At 74.9% G+C, this 16,321-nt stretch carries 12 protein-coding genes; 4 read left to right on the plus strand and 8 right to left on the minus strand.

Annotated elements, in window-relative coordinates; all coding sequences use genetic code 11:
* Positions 1–35 precede the first annotated feature (35 nt).
* Both DER29_RS21050 and otsB read left to right on the plus strand, forming a co-directional pair.
* Complete coding sequence (locus tag DER29_RS21050) at positions 36–1,436, plus strand: trehalose-6-phosphate synthase (protein WP_121399424.1); 1,401 nt, start codon at positions 36–38, stop codon at positions 1,434–1,436.
* 38 nt (positions 1,437–1,474) lie between these two features.
* Positions 1,475–4,036, plus strand: a complete 2,562-nt coding sequence (gene otsB / locus DER29_RS21055) for a trehalose-phosphatase (protein WP_370040545.1) — start codon at positions 1,475–1,477, stop codon at positions 4,034–4,036.
* A 53-nt stretch (positions 4,037–4,089) separates the two neighbouring features.
* Here otsB and cobA read toward each other — a convergent pair whose 3' ends face one another.
* Genes cobA through cobC form a run of 3 tightly spaced genes read right to left on the minus strand, consistent with a single transcriptional unit; the run spans position 4,090 to position 7,596 of the window.
* Entirely contained in the window at positions 4,090–5,370 is a 1,281-nt protein-coding gene (cobA, locus tag DER29_RS21060; RefSeq protein WP_121399426.1) for a uroporphyrinogen-III C-methyltransferase, read from the minus strand.
* 37 nt (positions 5,371–5,407) lie between these two features.
* Positions 5,408–6,502: a nicotinate-nucleotide--dimethylbenzimidazole phosphoribosyltransferase gene (cobT, locus tag DER29_RS21065; RefSeq protein ID WP_121399427.1), complete on the minus strand. Its 1,095-nt coding sequence runs from the start codon at positions 6,500–6,502 to the stop codon at positions 5,408–5,410.
* Entirely contained in the window at positions 6,502–7,596 is a 1,095-nt protein-coding gene (gene cobC, locus DER29_RS21070; protein WP_121399428.1) for an Rv2231c family pyridoxal phosphate-dependent protein CobC, read from the minus strand. The genes cobT and cobC overlap by 1 nt, the downstream gene beginning before the upstream one ends.
* A 121-nt stretch (positions 7,597–7,717) precedes the next feature.
* On the opposite strand from cobC, the gene DER29_RS21075 reads away from it, so the two are divergent.
* Positions 7,718–9,850 carry a transglycosylase domain-containing protein gene (locus DER29_RS21075; RefSeq protein WP_121399429.1) on the plus strand — a complete coding sequence of 711 codons (2,133 nt, stop codon included), beginning with the start codon at positions 7,718–7,720 and terminating at the stop codon, positions 9,848–9,850.
* Positions 9,851–9,922: 72 nt separating this feature from the next.
* Here the strand turns inward: DER29_RS21075 and DER29_RS21080 are convergent, their stop codons facing one another.
* Complete coding sequence (locus tag DER29_RS21080; protein ID WP_121399430.1) at positions 9,923–10,492, minus strand: GNAT family N-acetyltransferase; 570 nt, start codon at positions 10,490–10,492, stop codon at positions 9,923–9,925.
* Positions 10,489–11,880 (minus strand): cobyrinate a,c-diamide synthase, encoded by a 1,392-nt coding sequence (locus tag DER29_RS21085; RefSeq protein ID WP_121399431.1) that lies wholly within the window; start codon positions 11,878–11,880, stop codon positions 10,489–10,491. Before DER29_RS21085 ends, DER29_RS21080 begins: the two co-directional genes overlap by 4 nt.
* A 208-nt stretch (positions 11,881–12,088) precedes the next feature.
* On the opposite strand from DER29_RS21085, the gene DER29_RS21090 reads away from it, so the two are divergent.
* Entirely contained in the window at positions 12,089–12,916 is an 828-nt protein-coding gene (locus tag DER29_RS21090; RefSeq protein ID WP_199729492.1) for an SURF1 family protein, read from the plus strand.
* An 18-nt stretch (positions 12,917–12,934) separates the two neighbouring features.
* On the opposite strand, the gene DER29_RS21095 is transcribed toward DER29_RS21090, so the two are convergent.
* The 3 genes from DER29_RS21095 to DER29_RS21105 form a co-directional block, all read right to left on the minus strand.
* The gene (locus tag DER29_RS21095; protein ID WP_121400088.1) at positions 12,935–14,518 is read right to left on the minus strand and encodes an ATP-dependent DNA ligase; all 1,584 of its coding nucleotides are present in this window, start codon (positions 14,516–14,518) and stop codon (positions 12,935–12,937) included.
* Between the two features lie 88 nt (positions 14,519–14,606).
* Entirely contained in the window at positions 14,607–14,813 is a 207-nt protein-coding gene (locus DER29_RS21100; RefSeq protein ID WP_121399432.1) for a hypothetical protein, read from the minus strand.
* Between the two features lie 77 nt (positions 14,814–14,890).
* Complete coding sequence (locus DER29_RS21105; protein WP_199729528.1) at positions 14,891–16,243, minus strand: dipeptidase; 1,353 nt, start codon at positions 16,241–16,243, stop codon at positions 14,891–14,893.
* Positions 16,244–16,321 lie beyond the last annotated feature (78 nt).

A 16,321-nucleotide genomic window follows, 5' to 3' on the forward strand; every position in this document is an offset into this window, starting at 1 on the left:
GCGGTTGACCCGTCAGCACCCGGAGGTGGCCGAACGTGACCGTCCGCAGCTCCTTTGTCGTAGTGGCGAACCGGCTACCCGTCGACGAGGTGAGCACACCTGAGGGACGGCAGTGGCGTCGCAGCCCCGGGGGGCTGGTGACCGCCCTGCACCCCGTGCTCGCCGAGCACCAGGGCACCTGGGTCGGCTGGGCCGGCGGCACCGGCGCCGCCCCCGAGCCCTTCGACCTGGAGGGCATCCGGCTGCACCCGGTACCGCTGAGCGCGGAGGAACTGGAGCGCTACTACGAGGGCCAGTCCAACGCGACGATCTGGCCGCTCTACCACGACGCGGTGGAGACGCCGGCCTACAAGCGCCGCTGGCGCGAGGCGTACCGCCTGGTCAACGCCCGCTTCGCGGAGGCCGCGGCGGAGGTCGCGGCCGAGGGGGCGACGGTCTGGGTGCAGGACTACCAGCTCCAGCTCGTCCCGGCGATGCTCCGCGAGCTGCGGCCCGACCTGCGGATCGGCTTCTTCCTGCACATCCCGTTCCCGCCCATCGAGCTGTTCATGCAGATGCCGTTCCGCACCGAGATCCTGCGCGGCCTGCTCGGCGCCGACCTGGTCGGGTTCCAGCAGCGCCTCGCCGCGCAGAACTTCGTCCGGCTGGCCCGGCACCTGCTCGGGCTGCGCTACGAGGGGCAGATGATCCAGGTCGACGGCCGCCAGGTGAAGGCCGGCGCGTTCCCGATCTCCATCGACACGAAGGAGATGGAGCGGCTGGCCGCCGACCCGGGCATCCAGGCCCGGGCGAAGGAGATCCGCGAGGAGCTGGGCAACCCGAAGACGATCATCCTGGGTGTCGACCGGCTGGACTACACCAAGGGCATCGAGTTGCGGCTGAAGGCCTTCCGCGAGCTGCTGGCTGACGGAAAGTTGACAGTTCCCGACGCGGTCATGGTGCAGGTCGCCACACCCAGCCGCGAGCGCGTGGAGCACTACCAGGCACTACGCGTGAAGGTGGAGCGGGAGGTCGGGCGCATCAACGGCGAGTTCGGCAGGGTCGGCGTGCCGGCAGTGCATTACCTGCATCAGTCGTACAGTCGCACTGAACTGGCCGCGATGTACGCCGCCGCCGACGTGATGATGGTGACCCCGCTGCGAGACGGAATGAACCTGGTAGCCAAGGAGTACGTCGCATCGCGCGCCGACCAGGGCGGTGCACTCGTGCTCAGCGAGTTCGCCGGCGCCGCCACCGAGCTGCGTCAGGCGTTCCTGTGTAACCCGCACGACCCTGACGCGGTCAAGGACGCCCTGCTGAGGGCCGTGCACGTCGAGAAGCCGGAGGCCCGCCGCAGAATGCGGACAATGCAACGCCACCTACGCACCCACGACGTGGGGCACTGGGCGAAGTCGTTCCTCACCGAGCTCGGTGTGCCTCAAACGGAGGACGCGTGAACGCCGCCAGCGAGATCATCACCCCGGCGGCCGGCACGATGGACCCGGAACTGCGCGCGGCCATCGGCCGGATCGCCCGGGTGCCCCAGCTTCTGATCGCCTGCGACTACGACGGCACCCTGGCGCCGATCGTGGAGGACCCGAGCAAGGCCGTGCCGCTGCCGGAGTCCGTGGCCGCCGTCCGGGCGCTGGCCGCCCTGCCCCAGACCACCGTGGCGGTGGTCTCCGGGCGGGCCCTGCGCGACCTGGCGGCGCTCTCCCGGCTGCCCAGCGAGGTCCACCTCGTCGGCAGCCACGGATCCGAGTTCGACATCGGCTTCGTCGAGCGGCTCTCCCCCGAGCTGATCGCGGTCCGCACCCGGCTGCGCGACGCGCTGCGCGAGATCGCCGCGGCCCACCCGGGCATCCGGCTGGAACGCAAGCCGGCGAGCGTCGCGGTGCACACCCGCGGGGTCGCCCCCGAGGTCGCGGCCGCCGCCATCGAGGCGGTCCGCAACGGCCCCGCCACCTGGGACGACGTCACGGTCACCCAGGGCAAGGAGGTCTTCGAGCTGTCGGTGGTCGCCACCCACAAGGGCACGGCCGTCGACCAGCTGCGCACCCAGCTCTCCGCCAGCGCGGTGCTCTTCATCGGCGACGACGTCACCGACGAGAACGCCTTCGGCAACCTGCACGGGCCGGACGTCGGCATCAAGATCGGCCCTGGCGAGACCCAGGCCGGCTACCGGGTCGCCGAGCCGATCGAGGCCGCCCGCGCCCTCGGCCTGCTGCTGGAGACCCGCCGGCACTGGCTCTTCGGCGAGCGGGCGGTGCCGATCGAGCGGCACTCGATGCTGGCCAACGGGCGGACCGTGGCCCTGCTCACGCCCGAGGCCAAGGTCACCTGGCTCTGCCACCCCAAGCCGGACTCGGCGGCGATCTTCGCCGACCTGGTCGGCGGCAGCCCGGCCGGGCACTTCAGCGTCGCGCCGGAGCGCGGGGGCATCCCGCTCGGCCAGCGCTACCGCTCGGGCACGATGACCGTCGAGACCCGGTGGTCGGGCCTGACCGTCACCGACTGGCTGGACAAGCCCGCCAGGGAGACCACGCCCGACGGCCCGGCCGTCGTCACCGGCGACTCGACCATGGTCCGGGTGCTCACCGGCTCGGGCCGGGCCCGGCTGGAGTTCGCGCCCCGGCCCGAGTTCGGCCAGGTCGCGGTGCAGTTGCAGCCGATCGGCGACGGCCTGCTGGTGCTCGGCTCCAACGAGCCGGTCGCGCTCTACTCGCCCGGGGTCGAGTGGCAGGTCACCAACGACGGCGGCTACGAGACGGCCAAGGCGGTCGTCGACCTCTCCGCCGCCGGCGGGCAGGTCGTGCTGGAGCTGCGCTTCGGCACGCACAGCCTGGAGCACCACCGGCTGCCGGTCCACGAGCGGCAGGCCCTGGCCGAGCAGCCCTGGAAGGACTGGGTGGCCACCCTGCGGCTGCCGAGCACCGCCCGGGACCTGGTGGTCCGCAGCGCGCTGACCCTGCGCGGGCTCTGCCACGAGGCCACCGGCTCGATCCTGGCCGCCGCGACCACCTCGCTGCCGGAGGAGCTGGGCGGGGTCCGCAACTGGGACTACCGCTACTGCTGGCTGCGGGACGCGGCGATGACCGCGCGGTCTCTGGTCGACCTGGGCTCGATCGAGGAGGCCGAGGCGCTGCTGCGGTGGGTCGACGGGTGCATCGAGCGCACCGGCGGGCACCCGGAGCGGCTGCACCCGCTCTACACGGTGGACGGCTACGAGCTGGGCGCCGAGGCCGTCATCGACACCCTGCCCGGTTACGCCGGCTCCCGGCCGGTCCGGGTCGGCAACCTCGCCAACCACCAGCTCCAGCTCGACGTCTTCGGCCCGATCGCGGACCTCATCGCGGCCGTGGCCGACGCGCGCGGCTCCGTCCGCGAGGACGAGTGGCGGGTGCTCGACAACATGGTCGAGGCGGTCCGCCGCCGCTGGCACGAGCCTGACCACGGCATCTGGGAGGCCCGCCTCCCCCCGCGGCACCACATCTTCTCGAAGGTGATGTGCTGGATGACCGTCGACCGGGCACTGCACGTGATGCGCCAGCACGGCGGCGAGGACCGGCCGGAGTGGGTGGAGCTGCGCGACCGCATCGGCGCCAACGTGCTGGAGTACGGCTGGCACGAGACCGTCGAGGCCTACAGCGTGGCGTACGGGGACGAGGAGATGGACGCCTCGTCGCTGTGGATCGGGCTCTCCGGCCTGCTCCCCGGCGACGACCCGCGCTTCCTCTCCACCGTCCTGCGGATCGAGGCGGATCTGCGCAGCGGCCCGGTCGTCTACCGCTACCACTGGGACGACGGCCTGCCCGGGCGCGAGGGCGGCTTCCACATCTGCACGGCGTGGCTCATCGAGGCGTACCTGCGCACCGGGCGGCGTACCGACGCCGAGGAGCTGTTCTCGCAGATGGTGGACACCGCCGGCCCGACCGGCCTGCTGCCCGAGCAGTACGACCCGATGGCCGAGCGCGGGCTGGGCAACCACCCGCAGGCCTACAGCCACCTGGGCCTGATCCGCTGCGCCCTGCTGCTGGACAACATGCTCAAGCAGTGACCTGACCAGCGACGACGGCGGCCGGAGACTCCCCAGTCTCCGGCCGCCGTCGTTCATCCCGTCAAACTCTGCCCGGTCTGACCCGGGCCGCCCCCCGGGATTCCCTCAGGACCAGCCCCGCCGAGGGCGTCGACCACGTCCCCCAGCACCACCACCGCGGGCGGGCGCAGCCCGGCGGTGAGCACGTCGGCGGCCACCGCGCCGAGCGTGGACCGGAGGACCCGCTGCGACCCGGTCGTCGCCTCCTGCACCACGGCGGCCGGCGTCTCGGCCGGGCGGCCGTGCGCGAGCAGCGTCGCGGTGATCGCCGCGAGGTTCTTCAGCCCCATCAGCACGACCAGCGTGCCGCGCAGCCCGGCCAGCGCGTCCCAGCGGACCAGGGAGGCCGGCGAGTCGGGCGCGACGTGCCCGGAGACCACGGTGAACTCGTGGGCCACCCCCCGATGGGTGACCGGGATGCCCGCCGCGGCCGGAGCCGCGATCGAGCTGGTCACGCCGGGCACCACGGTCACCGGCACGCCGGCCGCCGCGCAGGCCAGCAGCTCCTCGCCGCCCCGGCCGAAGACGTACGGGTCGCCGCCCTTGAGCCGGACCACGAGCTTCCCGGCCAGGGCCCGGTCCACCAGGATCCGGTTGATCTCCTCCTGCGCGCGGGACGGACCGTACGGGATCTTGGAGGCGTCCACGAGTTCGACGTCGGCGCGCAGCTCGTCGAGGAGCAGCCCCGGGACGAGCCGGTCGGCGACCACCACGTCCGCCTCGGTGAGCAGCCGCCACCCCCTGACCGTGATCAGCTCCGGGTCGCCCGGGCCCGCACCGACCAGCGCCACCCGGCCGGGACGGGTGCCCGACGGCGTCCCGGGCGCCGACAGGGTGCCCTCCCGCACCTCCAGCAGGGCCCGGACGGCGTCGCGGACGGCCATCGCCCGGCGCGGGTCGCCCCCGCCGAGCACCGCCACGGTCACCGGGCCGTGCCGGGTCACCGCCGGCGTCCAGGCGGTGGCGGCGGCGCGGTCGTCGGCGCGTACGCAGAAGATGCGGCGCTCGGCGGCGGCGGCGCTGACCGACGCGGCGGCGAGCGGGTCGTCGACGGCGACCTGGACCAGCCACGCGCCGTCCAGGTCGTCGGGGGCGAACCGCCGCGGCGCCCAGTGCAGCCGCCCGGCGTCGGCGTGCGCGCGCAGCGCCGGGGTCAGCTCGGGCGCGACGAGGAGGACGTGCGCCCCGGCGTCGAGCAGCGCCGGCACCCGCCGGGTGGCCACCGCTCCCCCGCCCACCACGACCACCCGTCGGCCGGCGAGCCGCAGGCCGAGCGGGTACGGGTTGCCGCTCACGCCGCCGCCTCGCCGCCGGAGCCGATGGTGGGCCCGTTCACTTCTCGGCCACCCCCGCCGAGTCGAACGTGGCGACCTCGTGCAGCACCCGGACCGCGCCGGTGACCACCGGCAACGCGAGCAGCGCGCCGGTGCCCTCGCCGAGGCGCAGCCCGAGGTCGATCAGCGGCGCCAGGCCCAGCCGGCGCAGCGCGACCGTGGCCCCCGGCTCGGCCGAGCGGTGCCCGGCCACCATGGCGGCCACGGCGGGCGGCGCGAAGGCCGCCGCGGCGAGCGCCGCGGCGACCGCGATCACCCCGTCCAGCAGCACCGGCGTCCGGCGGGCGGCGGCGCCCAGGATCAGCCCGGCCAGCGCGGCGTGCTCCAGGCCGCCGACGGCGGCCAGCACGCCCAGCGGGTCGGCCGGGTCGGGGGCGTGCCGGCGCAGCGCGGCCCGCACGACGTCGACCTTGCGGGCGTACGTGGGGTCGTCGACCCCGGTGCCCCGGCCCGTCGTCTCCGCCGGGTCGATGCCGGCGAACGTGGCGATCAGGGCGGCGGCCGGCGTGGTGTTGCCGATGCCCATGTCCCCGGTGAGCAGGATGCCCGCGCCCGCGTCGATCAGCTCGTCGGCCACCCGGATGCCGGTCTCGACGGCCGCGCGCGCCTCGTCGCGGGTGAGCGCGGCGGTCACCGCCAGGTCCCGGGTGCCGGGGCGGACGTTCGCCGCGACCAGCCGGGGCGCGTCGCGGGTCGGCAGGACTCCCCCGGCTTCCCCGCCCGGCGCGGCGACCGGGAGCGGGGTGGCCACGCCGACGTCGACCACGGTGACCGAGGCGCCGGCCTGCCGGGCGAACGCGTTGACCACCGCGCCGCCGGCCAGGAAGTTGCCGATCATCTGGGCGGTGACCTCCTGCGGCCAGGGCGTCACCCCCTGGGCGTGCACGCCGTGGTCGCCGGCGAAGATCGCGACGGCGGCCGGCTCGGGCAGCGGCGGCGGGCAGTGCCCGGCCAGGCCGGCGAGGCGTACGGAGAGGTCCTCCAGGGCGCCGAGCGAGCCGGCGGGCTTGGTCAGCCGCCCCTGCAGCTCCCGGGCGGCGGCCATCGCCGACTCGTCCGGCGGCCGGATCGCCGCGATGGTGGTCTCCAGCATCATGCCTCCAGGATCTCCGCCAGTACCTCGGTGAACGCGTCGGTGGTCGCCGGGTCGCGCACGGCGACGCGCAGCCAGTCCGGGCCGAGGCCGGGGAAGGTGTCGCCCCGGCGCACCGCCCAGCCGCGTCGGCGCAGGGCGAGCCGCACGTCGGCGGCGCCGGGGACGTGCACCAGCACGAACGCGCTGGCGGGGCGGCCGGCGACGCGTACGCCGGGCAGGGCCGACAGGCGGGCGACCAGGTGTTCGCGGTCGGCGGCGAGCCGGGCGGCGATGGCGCGCTCGGCCTCGACCGCGACGGGCGTGGCGCAGGCCGACGCGGCGGCCAGGGCGGGGGTGGAGACGGCCCAGAGCGGCTGGGCGGCGGCCAGCCGCTCCAGCAGCGGGGCCTCGCCGAGCAGGTAGCCGATCCGCAGGCCGGCCAGGCCCCAGGTCTTGGTGAGGCTGCGGACCACCAGCAGGCCGGGCAGGTCCCGCCGGGCGGCCAGCGACTCCGGTTCGCCGGCCACGCCGGGGGCGACGGTGGTGTCGGCGAACGCCTCGTCGACCACCAGCACCCGGCCGGGCCGGGCCAGGGCGGCCAGGTCGCCGGCGGGGTGCAGCACCGACGTCGGGTTGGTCGGGTTGCCGATCATCACGAGGTCGGCGTCGGCGGGCACCCGGGCCGGGTCGAGCCGGAAGTCGTCGGCCGCGTCGAGCAGCACCCGCTCCACCTGGTGCCCGGCGGCACGCAACGCCGCCTCGGGCTCGGTGAACTGCGGGTGCACGACCACCGGTCGGCGTACGCCGGTCAGCGCCCGGGCGATCAGCACGAAACCCTCGGCCGCGCCGGCGGTCAGCAGCACCTCGGCCGGCGGGCGGCCGTGCCGGGCCGCGACGGCCGCGCGCGCCGGCCCCGGGTCGGGGTACGCGGCGAGGTCGCCGAGCGCGGCGGTGATCGGGTCGGCCAGCCAGTCCGGCATCGCGTCGCGCCGCACGTTGACGGCGAGGTCGACGAGCCCCGGCCCCACCTCGGCGTCGCCGTGGTGGGCGAGGTCGGGTTCGTCTCCGGCGGGCCCGGGTTCGGGGCGGGTCTCGGTCGGCTGACCATGCATGTCCGCGATCCTGCCGGGAAGGTGCCGCGCGGGACAGCGGATCCCGGCGTGGGCCGCATCACCACACGAGCGTTTATGAATATTTCTCAGGTACGAATCGGAAATGTCATAACTTGAGCGGGTGAGCAATCGACCCTTTGCTGCCGCTGGTCGTCTCGTTCCCCTCCTCCGCGCCGGACTGATCGCCGGGATCGTGGTCGCCGCCGTGGCGTACCCCGTGGCCGCCGCCACCGGCCTCGGCGCCAAGGTCACGGCGCACGCCATGGAACACAAGACCAAGATCCTTGCCACCGCGCTGCCGGCCGAGACGTCGTACGTCTACGCGCCGGACGGCAAGACGGTGCTGACGATGTTCTACGAGGAGTACCGGCAGTACACGAAGCTGGCCGACATCTCCCCGAACATGCAGCAGGCGATCGTCGCCGCCGAGGACAACCGCTTCTACCAGCACCGGGGCGTCGACCCGAAGGGCGTCGCCCGCGCCTTCGTGGCCAACGCCCGCTCCAGCGGCGTCTCCCAGGGCGCCTCCACGCTCACCATGCAGTACGTGCGCATGGCGCTGCGGGACAGCGCGAAGACACCGAAGGAGGTGCAGGAGGCCACCCAGCAGACCAGCCTGCGCAAGGTCCGGGAGATGCGGATGGCGATGGACCTGGAGAAGGAACTCAGCAAGGACCAGATCCTGGAGCGCTACCTCAACTCCGCGTACTTCGGGCACCGCGCGTACGGCATCTACGCGGCCAGCGAGATCTTCTTCTCCAAGGCCCCCAAGGACCTCAGCGCCGTCGAGGCGGCCACCCTCGCCGGCCTGGTCAAGTCCCCGTCCGAGTACGACCCGGCCAGCTCCGACCAGAAGGACGCCACCGGCCGGCGCAACTACGTGCTGGACCGGATGGCCCAGCTCGGCTACCTCTCGCCCGACGCCGTCACGCAGGCGAAGACCGAGCCGATCCGGCTGAAGCTGACCTACCCGCCGAACGACTGCGCCTCCGTGCCGGAGAAGTGGAACAGCTGGGGCTTCGCCTGTGACTACATGAAGAACTGGTGGAGCGCGCAGCCCGCGTTCGGGGAGAACCGGCTGGAGCGCATGGACAAGCTGCGCCGGGGCGGCTACCGGATCGTGCTCAGCCTGGACCCGAAGATCCAGGAGGCGGCGGAGAAGAACGTCGGCACCAAGGAGAACACCGGCAGCCCGTTCGCCAACGGCATCGTGGTCTCCGAGCCCGGCACCGGGCGGGTCAAGGCGATGGCGGTGAACCGGACGTACTCGCTGGACCTGAGCGAGAACGGGCAGAGCTCCAACCCCGAGGCCGGACCGAACATCAAGGCGAACTACCCGAACACCGTGGCGCCTCTGCTCGGCGGCGGCGACCTGCCCGGCTACCAGGCCGGCTCGACGTTCAAGATGTTCCCGATGCTGGCCGCGCTGAACTCGGGCATGCCGCTGTCCACCTCGTTCAACGCGCCGCACCGGTACCGCTCCGAGGTCTACGACGGCTGGTCGCCCTCCAACGCCAGCGGCGCGATGAGCGGCAACCAGACCATGTGGTCCGGCTTCGGCAAGTCGGTGAACACGTACTTCGTGTGGCTGGAGGAGCAGGTCGGCGCGGACAAGGCGGTCCGCCTGGCCGAGCAGCTCGGGCTGCGCTGGCGCACCGACGTCGACCGGGAGCACGCGTCCCCCGCCAAGGCGAAACAGTGGGGCGCGTTCACCCTCGGCGTCTCCGACGCCACGCCGCTGGAGATGGCCAACGCGTACGCCGCGATCGCCGCGGACGGCCGCTACTGCGAGGCGATCCCGGTGCAGGCGATCTACAACCGGGACGGCACGCCGACCACCTGGAAGACGGCCTCCGGGATCGAACGCGAGGTCGCCAAGCCGCGCTGCCGGCAGGTGGTGGAAGCCGACGCCGCCCGCGCCGCCACCGACGCCGCTCGCTGCCCGACCGGCGACACCCCGGCCCGCGGGAGCTGCGGCGGGTGGTCGACCGCGGACAGCGTGCGGGGCACCGTCGGCCGCCCGGTGGCGGGCAAGACGGGCACCACCGACAGCACCCGGTCGGCCTGGTTCGTCGGCTACACCCCGGAGCTGGCGGCGGCGAGCTTCATCTCCGACCCGGACAACCCGTTCAACGCGGTCGGCGACGGCCAGTCGCAGATCCCGATCAAGGCGGTGGCGCAGACCCTGCGCGACGGCCTCAAGGGCCAGCCCACCCGCCAGTTCACCCCACCCTCGGACCGCATGGTCGGCTGACCGGTTCCGCGCACGGGCCGGCCGGCTGGCGGTCGAGGTGGCGGCGGTGCCGTCGGATCGGCGCGGGGCGGGTCAGCGAAGATCGGCGGAGACGAGGGACCAGACCTCCAGGTCGACCCGGCCGCCCCGGACGAAGCCGGCGTTGCGGAGCAGGCCCTCGTAGCTGAAGCCGCCCTTCTCGGCGACCCGGCGGGAGGCCAGGTTGCCGGGGGCGACCCGCAGCTCGACGCGCTGGAAGCCGTGTTCGAGGATCAGCGCGATGGCGAGCGCGTCGACCGCCTCGACCGCCAGGCCGAAGCCCCGCGCGTGCGCCGCCATGGCGTAGGAGACCTCCGTGCACCGGGCGCCCCAGTCGGTGCGCCGGGTCCACAGGCAGCCCACCACCCGGTCGTCCTCCCGGCGTACCACCGCGTAGTGGTCGCCGTCGCCGCTGTCGCGCCGCTGCCGTGCCAGGTCGGTGCACCAGGCCAGCCCGTCGATCTGACCGGAGGTGTCGGCCAGCGGCAGCCACCGCTGGGTCTGCCGGTCGGCGAAGACCTCGTCGGCCGCCGCCGCGTCGGCCCCGGTCAGCGCGCGTACCTCGGTGCGGGGCGTCGAGACGGTCAGCGCCGGGAAGCGGCGGACCGCCACCTGACCAATCACGCGGGCACCCCGTCCGGCCGGGCGGTCGCGGGGTCGGCCGCCGCCGCCACCGCCGCGTCCACGAGCCGGGCCGCCAGCTGCGGGTACGCGGCCCAGTGCAGGGTGAGTTGCGAGGCGTGCACGCCCCGCCAGACGAAGCCCTCGGGCGCCCCGCCGTCCCAGCTCCACGCCGGCCGCGCCCCGGCACGCGGGACGAGCACGCCGCGGTGCTCCTTGTGCCCGGCCACGACCGTGCCCGCCGGCCCCACGAGGCTGTCGGTCAGGGCGGTCGCCTGCCGGTAGCCCACCACCAGGCCGTCGCGGCGCGTCCCCACCGCGTCGAGCACGCCGCACATGGGCAGCCCGTCCAGTTCCCGGGCCAGCCAGAGCAGGCCGGCCCCCTCGGCGACGACGGGCCGCCCGGTGCGGGCCAGCTCGGCGACCGCGATGCAGAGGCGGCGGTTGGCGGAGAGCTGCTCGGCGTACGACTCGGGCAGCCCGCCGCCGACGACCAGCGCGCCGGTGCCGGCGGGCAGCGCCTCGTCGTGCAGCGGGTCGACCGTCACCACCTCGGCGCCGGCCGCCCGGAGCAGCTCGACGGTCTCGGGGTGGCTGTAGCTGCCGCCCGGCGTACCGGCGACCGCGACGACCGGGCGCGCGACGGCGTCCTCCCGCCCGGCCGGCGGCGTCCAGGGCGGCGCGGGCAGCGGCGGCGCGGAGCGGGCCAGGGCCAGCAGCCGGTCCAGCTCGACGGTGGCGGCGACCGCCTCGCCGAGCCGGCGGACCGCGCGGGTGGCCTCGTCGGTGCGGGCGAGCGCGGGCACCGCCCCGTACCGGCGGGCGGGCAGCACGGACGGCAGGTCCTGGCGGCGCAGTGCGCCGTAGACGGGCACGCCGATGTCGTCCAGCGCCTCGCGCAGCAGCTCCTCGTGCCGGGAGGACGCCACCCGGTTCAGGATCACCCCGCCGAGCCAGAGCTGCTCGTCGTACGACCGGAAGCCGTGCACCAGGGCGGCCACCGACTGCCCCGTCGCGGCGACGTCGACCACCAGCACGACCGGGCTGCGCAGCGCGGTGGCCACGGCGGCCGTCGACTCGCTCTCCGGGCGGCCGGCGAGACTGTCGTACAGGCCCATGCTGCCCTGCACCACGGCGAGCCCGGCGCCGGCCGCGCCGTGGCCGACGAGGGGGGCGATCCGGTCGGCGCCGACCAGCCGGGGATCCAGGGTCCGACCGGGGCGGCCGGCGGCGAGCCCGAGGTACGCGGCGTCGACACGGTCGGGGCCGACCTTGAACCCGGCGACGTCGACGCCCCGGTCGGCGAACGCGGCGAGCAGCCCGATCGCCAGCGCGCTCTTGCCGTGGCCGGAGGACGGCGCGCTGAGCACCAGGCGCGGCACGACGGTCATCATCGACTCCCTGTGGGGCGGCGGCGGACCTGCGGCGGGCCGACCGCGCGGTCCGCCCGCGTGACGATAGCCGAAGCGACCGCCGGGTGGTCGCCGCCGAACGGGCCGCGCCGGCGGTGTCGGGCACGCCGGGCGGAGCCGCCGGCATCCCTTCCGGGCCCGGAAGGGGGCTGTCGAAGCGAGTGCCTCCGGTCACAGGGGTAGCCTCGTGGGCGTGTACCGGTTCCTGCTGACGCCGCGCTGGCTGGGCATTCTCGCGCTGACCCTGGTCGCCGCGGCGGTGATGGTGCTGCTCGGCAACTGGCAGCTGGACCGCTACCACGCCCGTACGGAGGTCAACGAGCGGATCGACGCCGGCCTGCGGATGGCCCCGATGCCGCTGCGTGACGTGCTGCCCGCCCCGACCGGCGGCAGCGGCACGGCCGGTCCCGCCCCCGTCGCGGAGAAGGCCTGGACCAAGGTCACCGTGACCGGCCGCTACGACCCGGCGAACGTGGTCCTGGTCCGGGGCCGCTCGGTGGACCGCACGGTCGGCTTCGAGGTGGTCACCCCGCTCGTGCTGGCCGACGGCACGGCCGTGCTGGTCGACCGGGGCTGGATCCCGCCGGCCCGCGGCGGCGACGCGACCGTCCAGCCGGACGTGCCGGCCCTCCCGCCCGGCGAGGTCACCGTGACGGGGCGGGTGCACCTGAGCGAGAGCGGCTCGGTCGCCGTGACCCGGCGGGACGGCAAGCTGGAGACCCGGCGGATCGGCGTGCCCCGGCTGGCCCGGGAGCTGCCCTATCCGGTGCACGGCGCGTACCTGCTGCTCGACGAGCAGACCCCGGCGGCCGACCCCGCCTTCAAGGACGTGCCGGTCGGATACACCAACAACTGGCAGAACTTCGGCTACGTCGTGCAGTGGTGGATCTTCGCCGTGATGACCCTGTTCGGCTACGGCTGGGTGGCCCGCCGGGAGGCCCGTCGGCTGGCGGGCGTGGAACCGCGGCGGCCCGTCGACCGGGCCGCCGAGCCCGCGCCGCAGGGCGCCGCCTGACCCGCCCCGCCGGCCCGCTCAGCCGGTGACGCGGCCGGCGTGGATGGCGCGTACGGCGTCGATGGTGTCGGCCTCCGCCGCCGTCTTGTCGTCGCGGTAGCGCACCACGCGGGCGAAGCGCAGCGCCATCCCGCCCGGGTAGCGGGAGCTGGTCTGCACCCCGTCGAAGGCGATCTCGACCACCTGCTCGGGGCGGACCCGCACCACCCAGTCGCCGCGCTCGACGGCGAGGGCGAGGAAGCGCTCGGTCTGCCAGCGCAGCAGCTCGTCGGTGAGGCCCTTGAACGTCTTGCCGAGCATGACGAAGTCGCCCGTGCGCGGGTCGCGGGCGCCGAGGTGCAGGTTGGACAGCCAGCCCTGACGCCGGCCGCTGCCCCACTCCACCGCCAGCACCACCAGGTCGAGAGTGTGCCGGGGCTTCACCTTCACCCAGGCGGTACCCCGCCGGCCGGCGTCGTAGGGGGCGTCGGGCGCCTTCACGACGACCCCCTCCTGGCCGGCGTCGATGGCGGCGGCGAACGCCTCGCCGGCCCGCTCCGGGCCGTCGACCTCCATCCGGCCGACCAGCAGCGGGGCGTCGACCGCGGCGTCGAGCGCGGCCCAACGCTCGCGCCCGGGCCGGTCGACCAGGTCGTCGCCGTCGAGGTGCAGCAGGTCGAAGAAATACGGTGTCAGCACCGTCGCGCCGGTGGTCGCGGCGGCGGCGCGCACGGCCGGAGCCACCGAGGCGCTTCCGGCGCTGCTCGGCGTGGTGCGCCGCGCCGCCCGGCTCGACGTCTGCTGGAAGGGCAACGGCCGGCCCGTCTCGTCGAGCCCGATCGCCTCCCCGTCGAGCACCAGCTCGCGGGCGGGCAGCGCCCGCACGGCGGCGACCACCTCCGGCACCCGGGCGGTGATGTCGTCCAGGCTGCGGGTGAACACGGCGATGTCGTCGCCGGAGCGGTGCACCTGGATCCGGATGCCGTCGAGCTTGACGTCGACCACGGCGGGGGTGCCCGTGGCCGCGAGCGCCTCGTCCACCGAGGGCGCGCTCTGGGCCAGCATCGGCGCGAGCGGGCGGCCGACCTGGAGCCCGAAGGCGCCCAGGGCCGCCGCACCCCCGTCGAGCGCGGCGACCGCCACCGCGCGCAGGTCACCGGCGAGCAACAGAGCCCGGCGGACGGCGGCGAGCGGCACGTCGGCGGCCCGGGCGATCGCGTCGGCGAGCAGCCCCGCCTGCGCGCCCTGGCGCAGCTCGCCGCTGAACAGGCCGGTCAGCAGCCGCTGCTCCTCGGCGGTGGCGGCGGCGTAGAGCGCGCCCAGCAGCGCCCGGCGGCGGGCCTGGGAACCCGGCCCGCGCACGGCCGCGATCTCGTCGATTGCCGCGTCGACGGCGGCCACGGTCAGGGTCGGCTCGGCGGCCGGCGGCGGCAGGTCACGCAGGCTCGCGAAGCCCACCCCGGTCTGCCGCTGACGCAGCTCGCCGGCCAGCCAGCCGGCGCCCGCCGCCACCTCGGGCGAATCGAGCGCCCGCAACGCGGCGGCGAGCAGCTCCACCTTGGTCCGCCGGGCCCGGGTGGCGCCGACGGCGGCGGAGGTGGCTGCCAGGTCGAGGAACCGCACGGGCTCCATCCTGCCAGCCACCTCCGACACGACCCGGGCATTGCCGTGCCCGGGCGCCGGGAAACCTCGCCCGCCAGGGGTGGGCGGGTCAGGCCGAGACGGGTTCCTCGATGCGCAGGCCGCGGGCGCGGATCTCCTCGGCGACCCGGGAGAGCACCGTGTCGAGAGCGACCAGCGCGGCGGACAGGTCGCCGAGCTGTTCCTTGAGCGTGTCCTCGGACCACGCGGAGACGTCGACGTCCCCCAGGGCGCTGACGGCGGCCTCGAGCCGGCCCATCACCTCATTCGTACGCATGTTCGAGAGGCTATAACAACCCGACCGCCGACACACCGCAAACGCCCACATCGACCCCGAAGTTACGGTTCCGACACCTAACGCCCGGCGATGCCCGCCTCGGCGACCTTCTTGAGCAGCAGCGCCTCGGCCAGGCAGACCCGCGCGAACTCCCCGAGGTGCAGGCTCTCGTTCGGGCCGTGCGCCCGGGCCTGCGGGTCCTCCACGCCGGTCACCAGGATCGCCGCGCGCGGGAACATCTCCTGGAAGGTGGCGATGAACGGGATCGAACCACCGATGCCGAGGTCCACCGGGTCGGTGCCGTCCCAGGCGGTCCGAAACGCCGAGCGGGCCGCGTCGAACATCGGGCCGGACGCGTCGATGACGCACGGGTCGCCGTCGTGTTCGAAGGTGACGCTCACCCGCGCACCCCACGGGGCGTGCTTCTCCAGGTGGGCGCGCAGGGCCGCGTACGCCCGCTTCGGGTCGTCGCCCGGCGCCAGCCGTACGCTCAGCTTGGCCCTGGCGGCCGGCACCAGGGCGTTCGGCGCCTCGGCGGTGGTCGGGGCGTCGATGCCGAGCACCGCGAGGGCCGGCTTGGTCCAGAGCCGGTCGGTGATCCGCCCGGTGCCGATGAGGCCCACGCCCTCGGCCAGCCCCGCCTCGGCCCGGAACCGGTCCTCCGGGTAGTCGACGCTCGCGCCCTCCCGGGCGACCAGCCCGTCGACCGCCACGTCGCCGGCGTCGGTGTGCAGGGTCGCCAGCAACCGCGCCAGGGCGGTCAGCGCGTCCGGCACCGCCCCGCCGAACATGCCGCTGTGCACGGCGTGGTCGAGGGTGCGCACCTCCACGAAGCAGTTGACGATGCCGCGCAGGCTGGTGGTCAGCGCCGGTACGCCGATGTCCCAGTTCGCGGAGTCGGCGATCACGATGACGTCCGATGCGATCTCGTCGCGGTGCGCGGCGAGCAGCCGCTCCAACGAGTCGGAGCCGTACTCCTCCTCGCCCTCGATGAAGAGCACCACGCCGACCGGCAACGCGTCCCCGTACGCGCGCAGCGCCGCCACGTGCGCCATGATGCCGGCCTTGTCGTCGGCGGCGCCCCGGCCGTAGAGCCGGCCGTCCCGCTCCACCGGCTCGAACGGGTCCGACTCCCACAGCGTGAGGTCGCCGACCGGCTGCACGTCGTGATGGGCGTAGAGCAGCACCGTCGGCGCCCCGGGCGGGGCCGCCTTCTTGCCGATGACCGCGGGCTGGCCACCGGAGCGCACGATCTCGACGTCGAGACCGCAGCCGCGCAGCAGCTCGGCCACCGCCTCGGCGGAACGCTCCACGTGCGAGTGGTCGAAGCCCTCGAACGCGATGCCGGGGATGCGGACGAGGCGTTCCAGGTCGGCGCGGACGCCGGGCAGTTCCCGCTCGACGGCAGCCCGGACCTCGGACTCGGACATGATCGGTGTGGTCATGACCGGCATCGTATGCCGGCCTTACCGAGCACACCGCCCGAGCCCGCCGCGACGGGTCGGCCG

The organism is Micromonospora sp. M71_S20 (assembly GCF_003664255.1).
GTDB lineage: Bacteria > Actinomycetota > Actinomycetes > Mycobacteriales > Micromonosporaceae > Micromonospora.

What these genes read in the sequence shown, in the direction of transcription:
- cobT (WP_121399427.1), bottom strand. Translation starts at nt 6,502, where the DNA reads ATGCTGGAGACCACCATCGCGGCGATCCGGCCGCCGGACGAGTCGGCG.
- DER29_RS21105 (WP_199729528.1), bottom strand. Translation starts at nt 16,243, where the DNA reads ATGTCCGAGTCCGAGGTCCGGGCTGCCGTCGAGCGGGAACTGCCCGGC.
- otsB (WP_370040545.1), top strand. Translation starts at nt 1,475, where the DNA reads ATGGACCCGGAACTGCGCGCGGCCATCGGCCGGATCGCCCGGGTGCCC.
- DER29_RS21085 (WP_121399431.1), bottom strand. Translation starts at nt 11,880, where the DNA reads ATGACCGTCGTGCCGCGCCTGGTGCTCAGCGCGCCGTCCTCCGGCCAC.
- DER29_RS21100 (WP_121399432.1), bottom strand. Translation starts at nt 14,813, where the DNA reads ATGCGTACGAATGAGGTGATGGGCCGGCTCGAGGCCGCCGTCAGCGCC.
- cobC (WP_121399428.1), bottom strand. Translation starts at nt 7,596, where the DNA reads ATGCATGGTCAGCCGACCGAGACCCGCCCCGAACCCGGGCCCGCCGGA.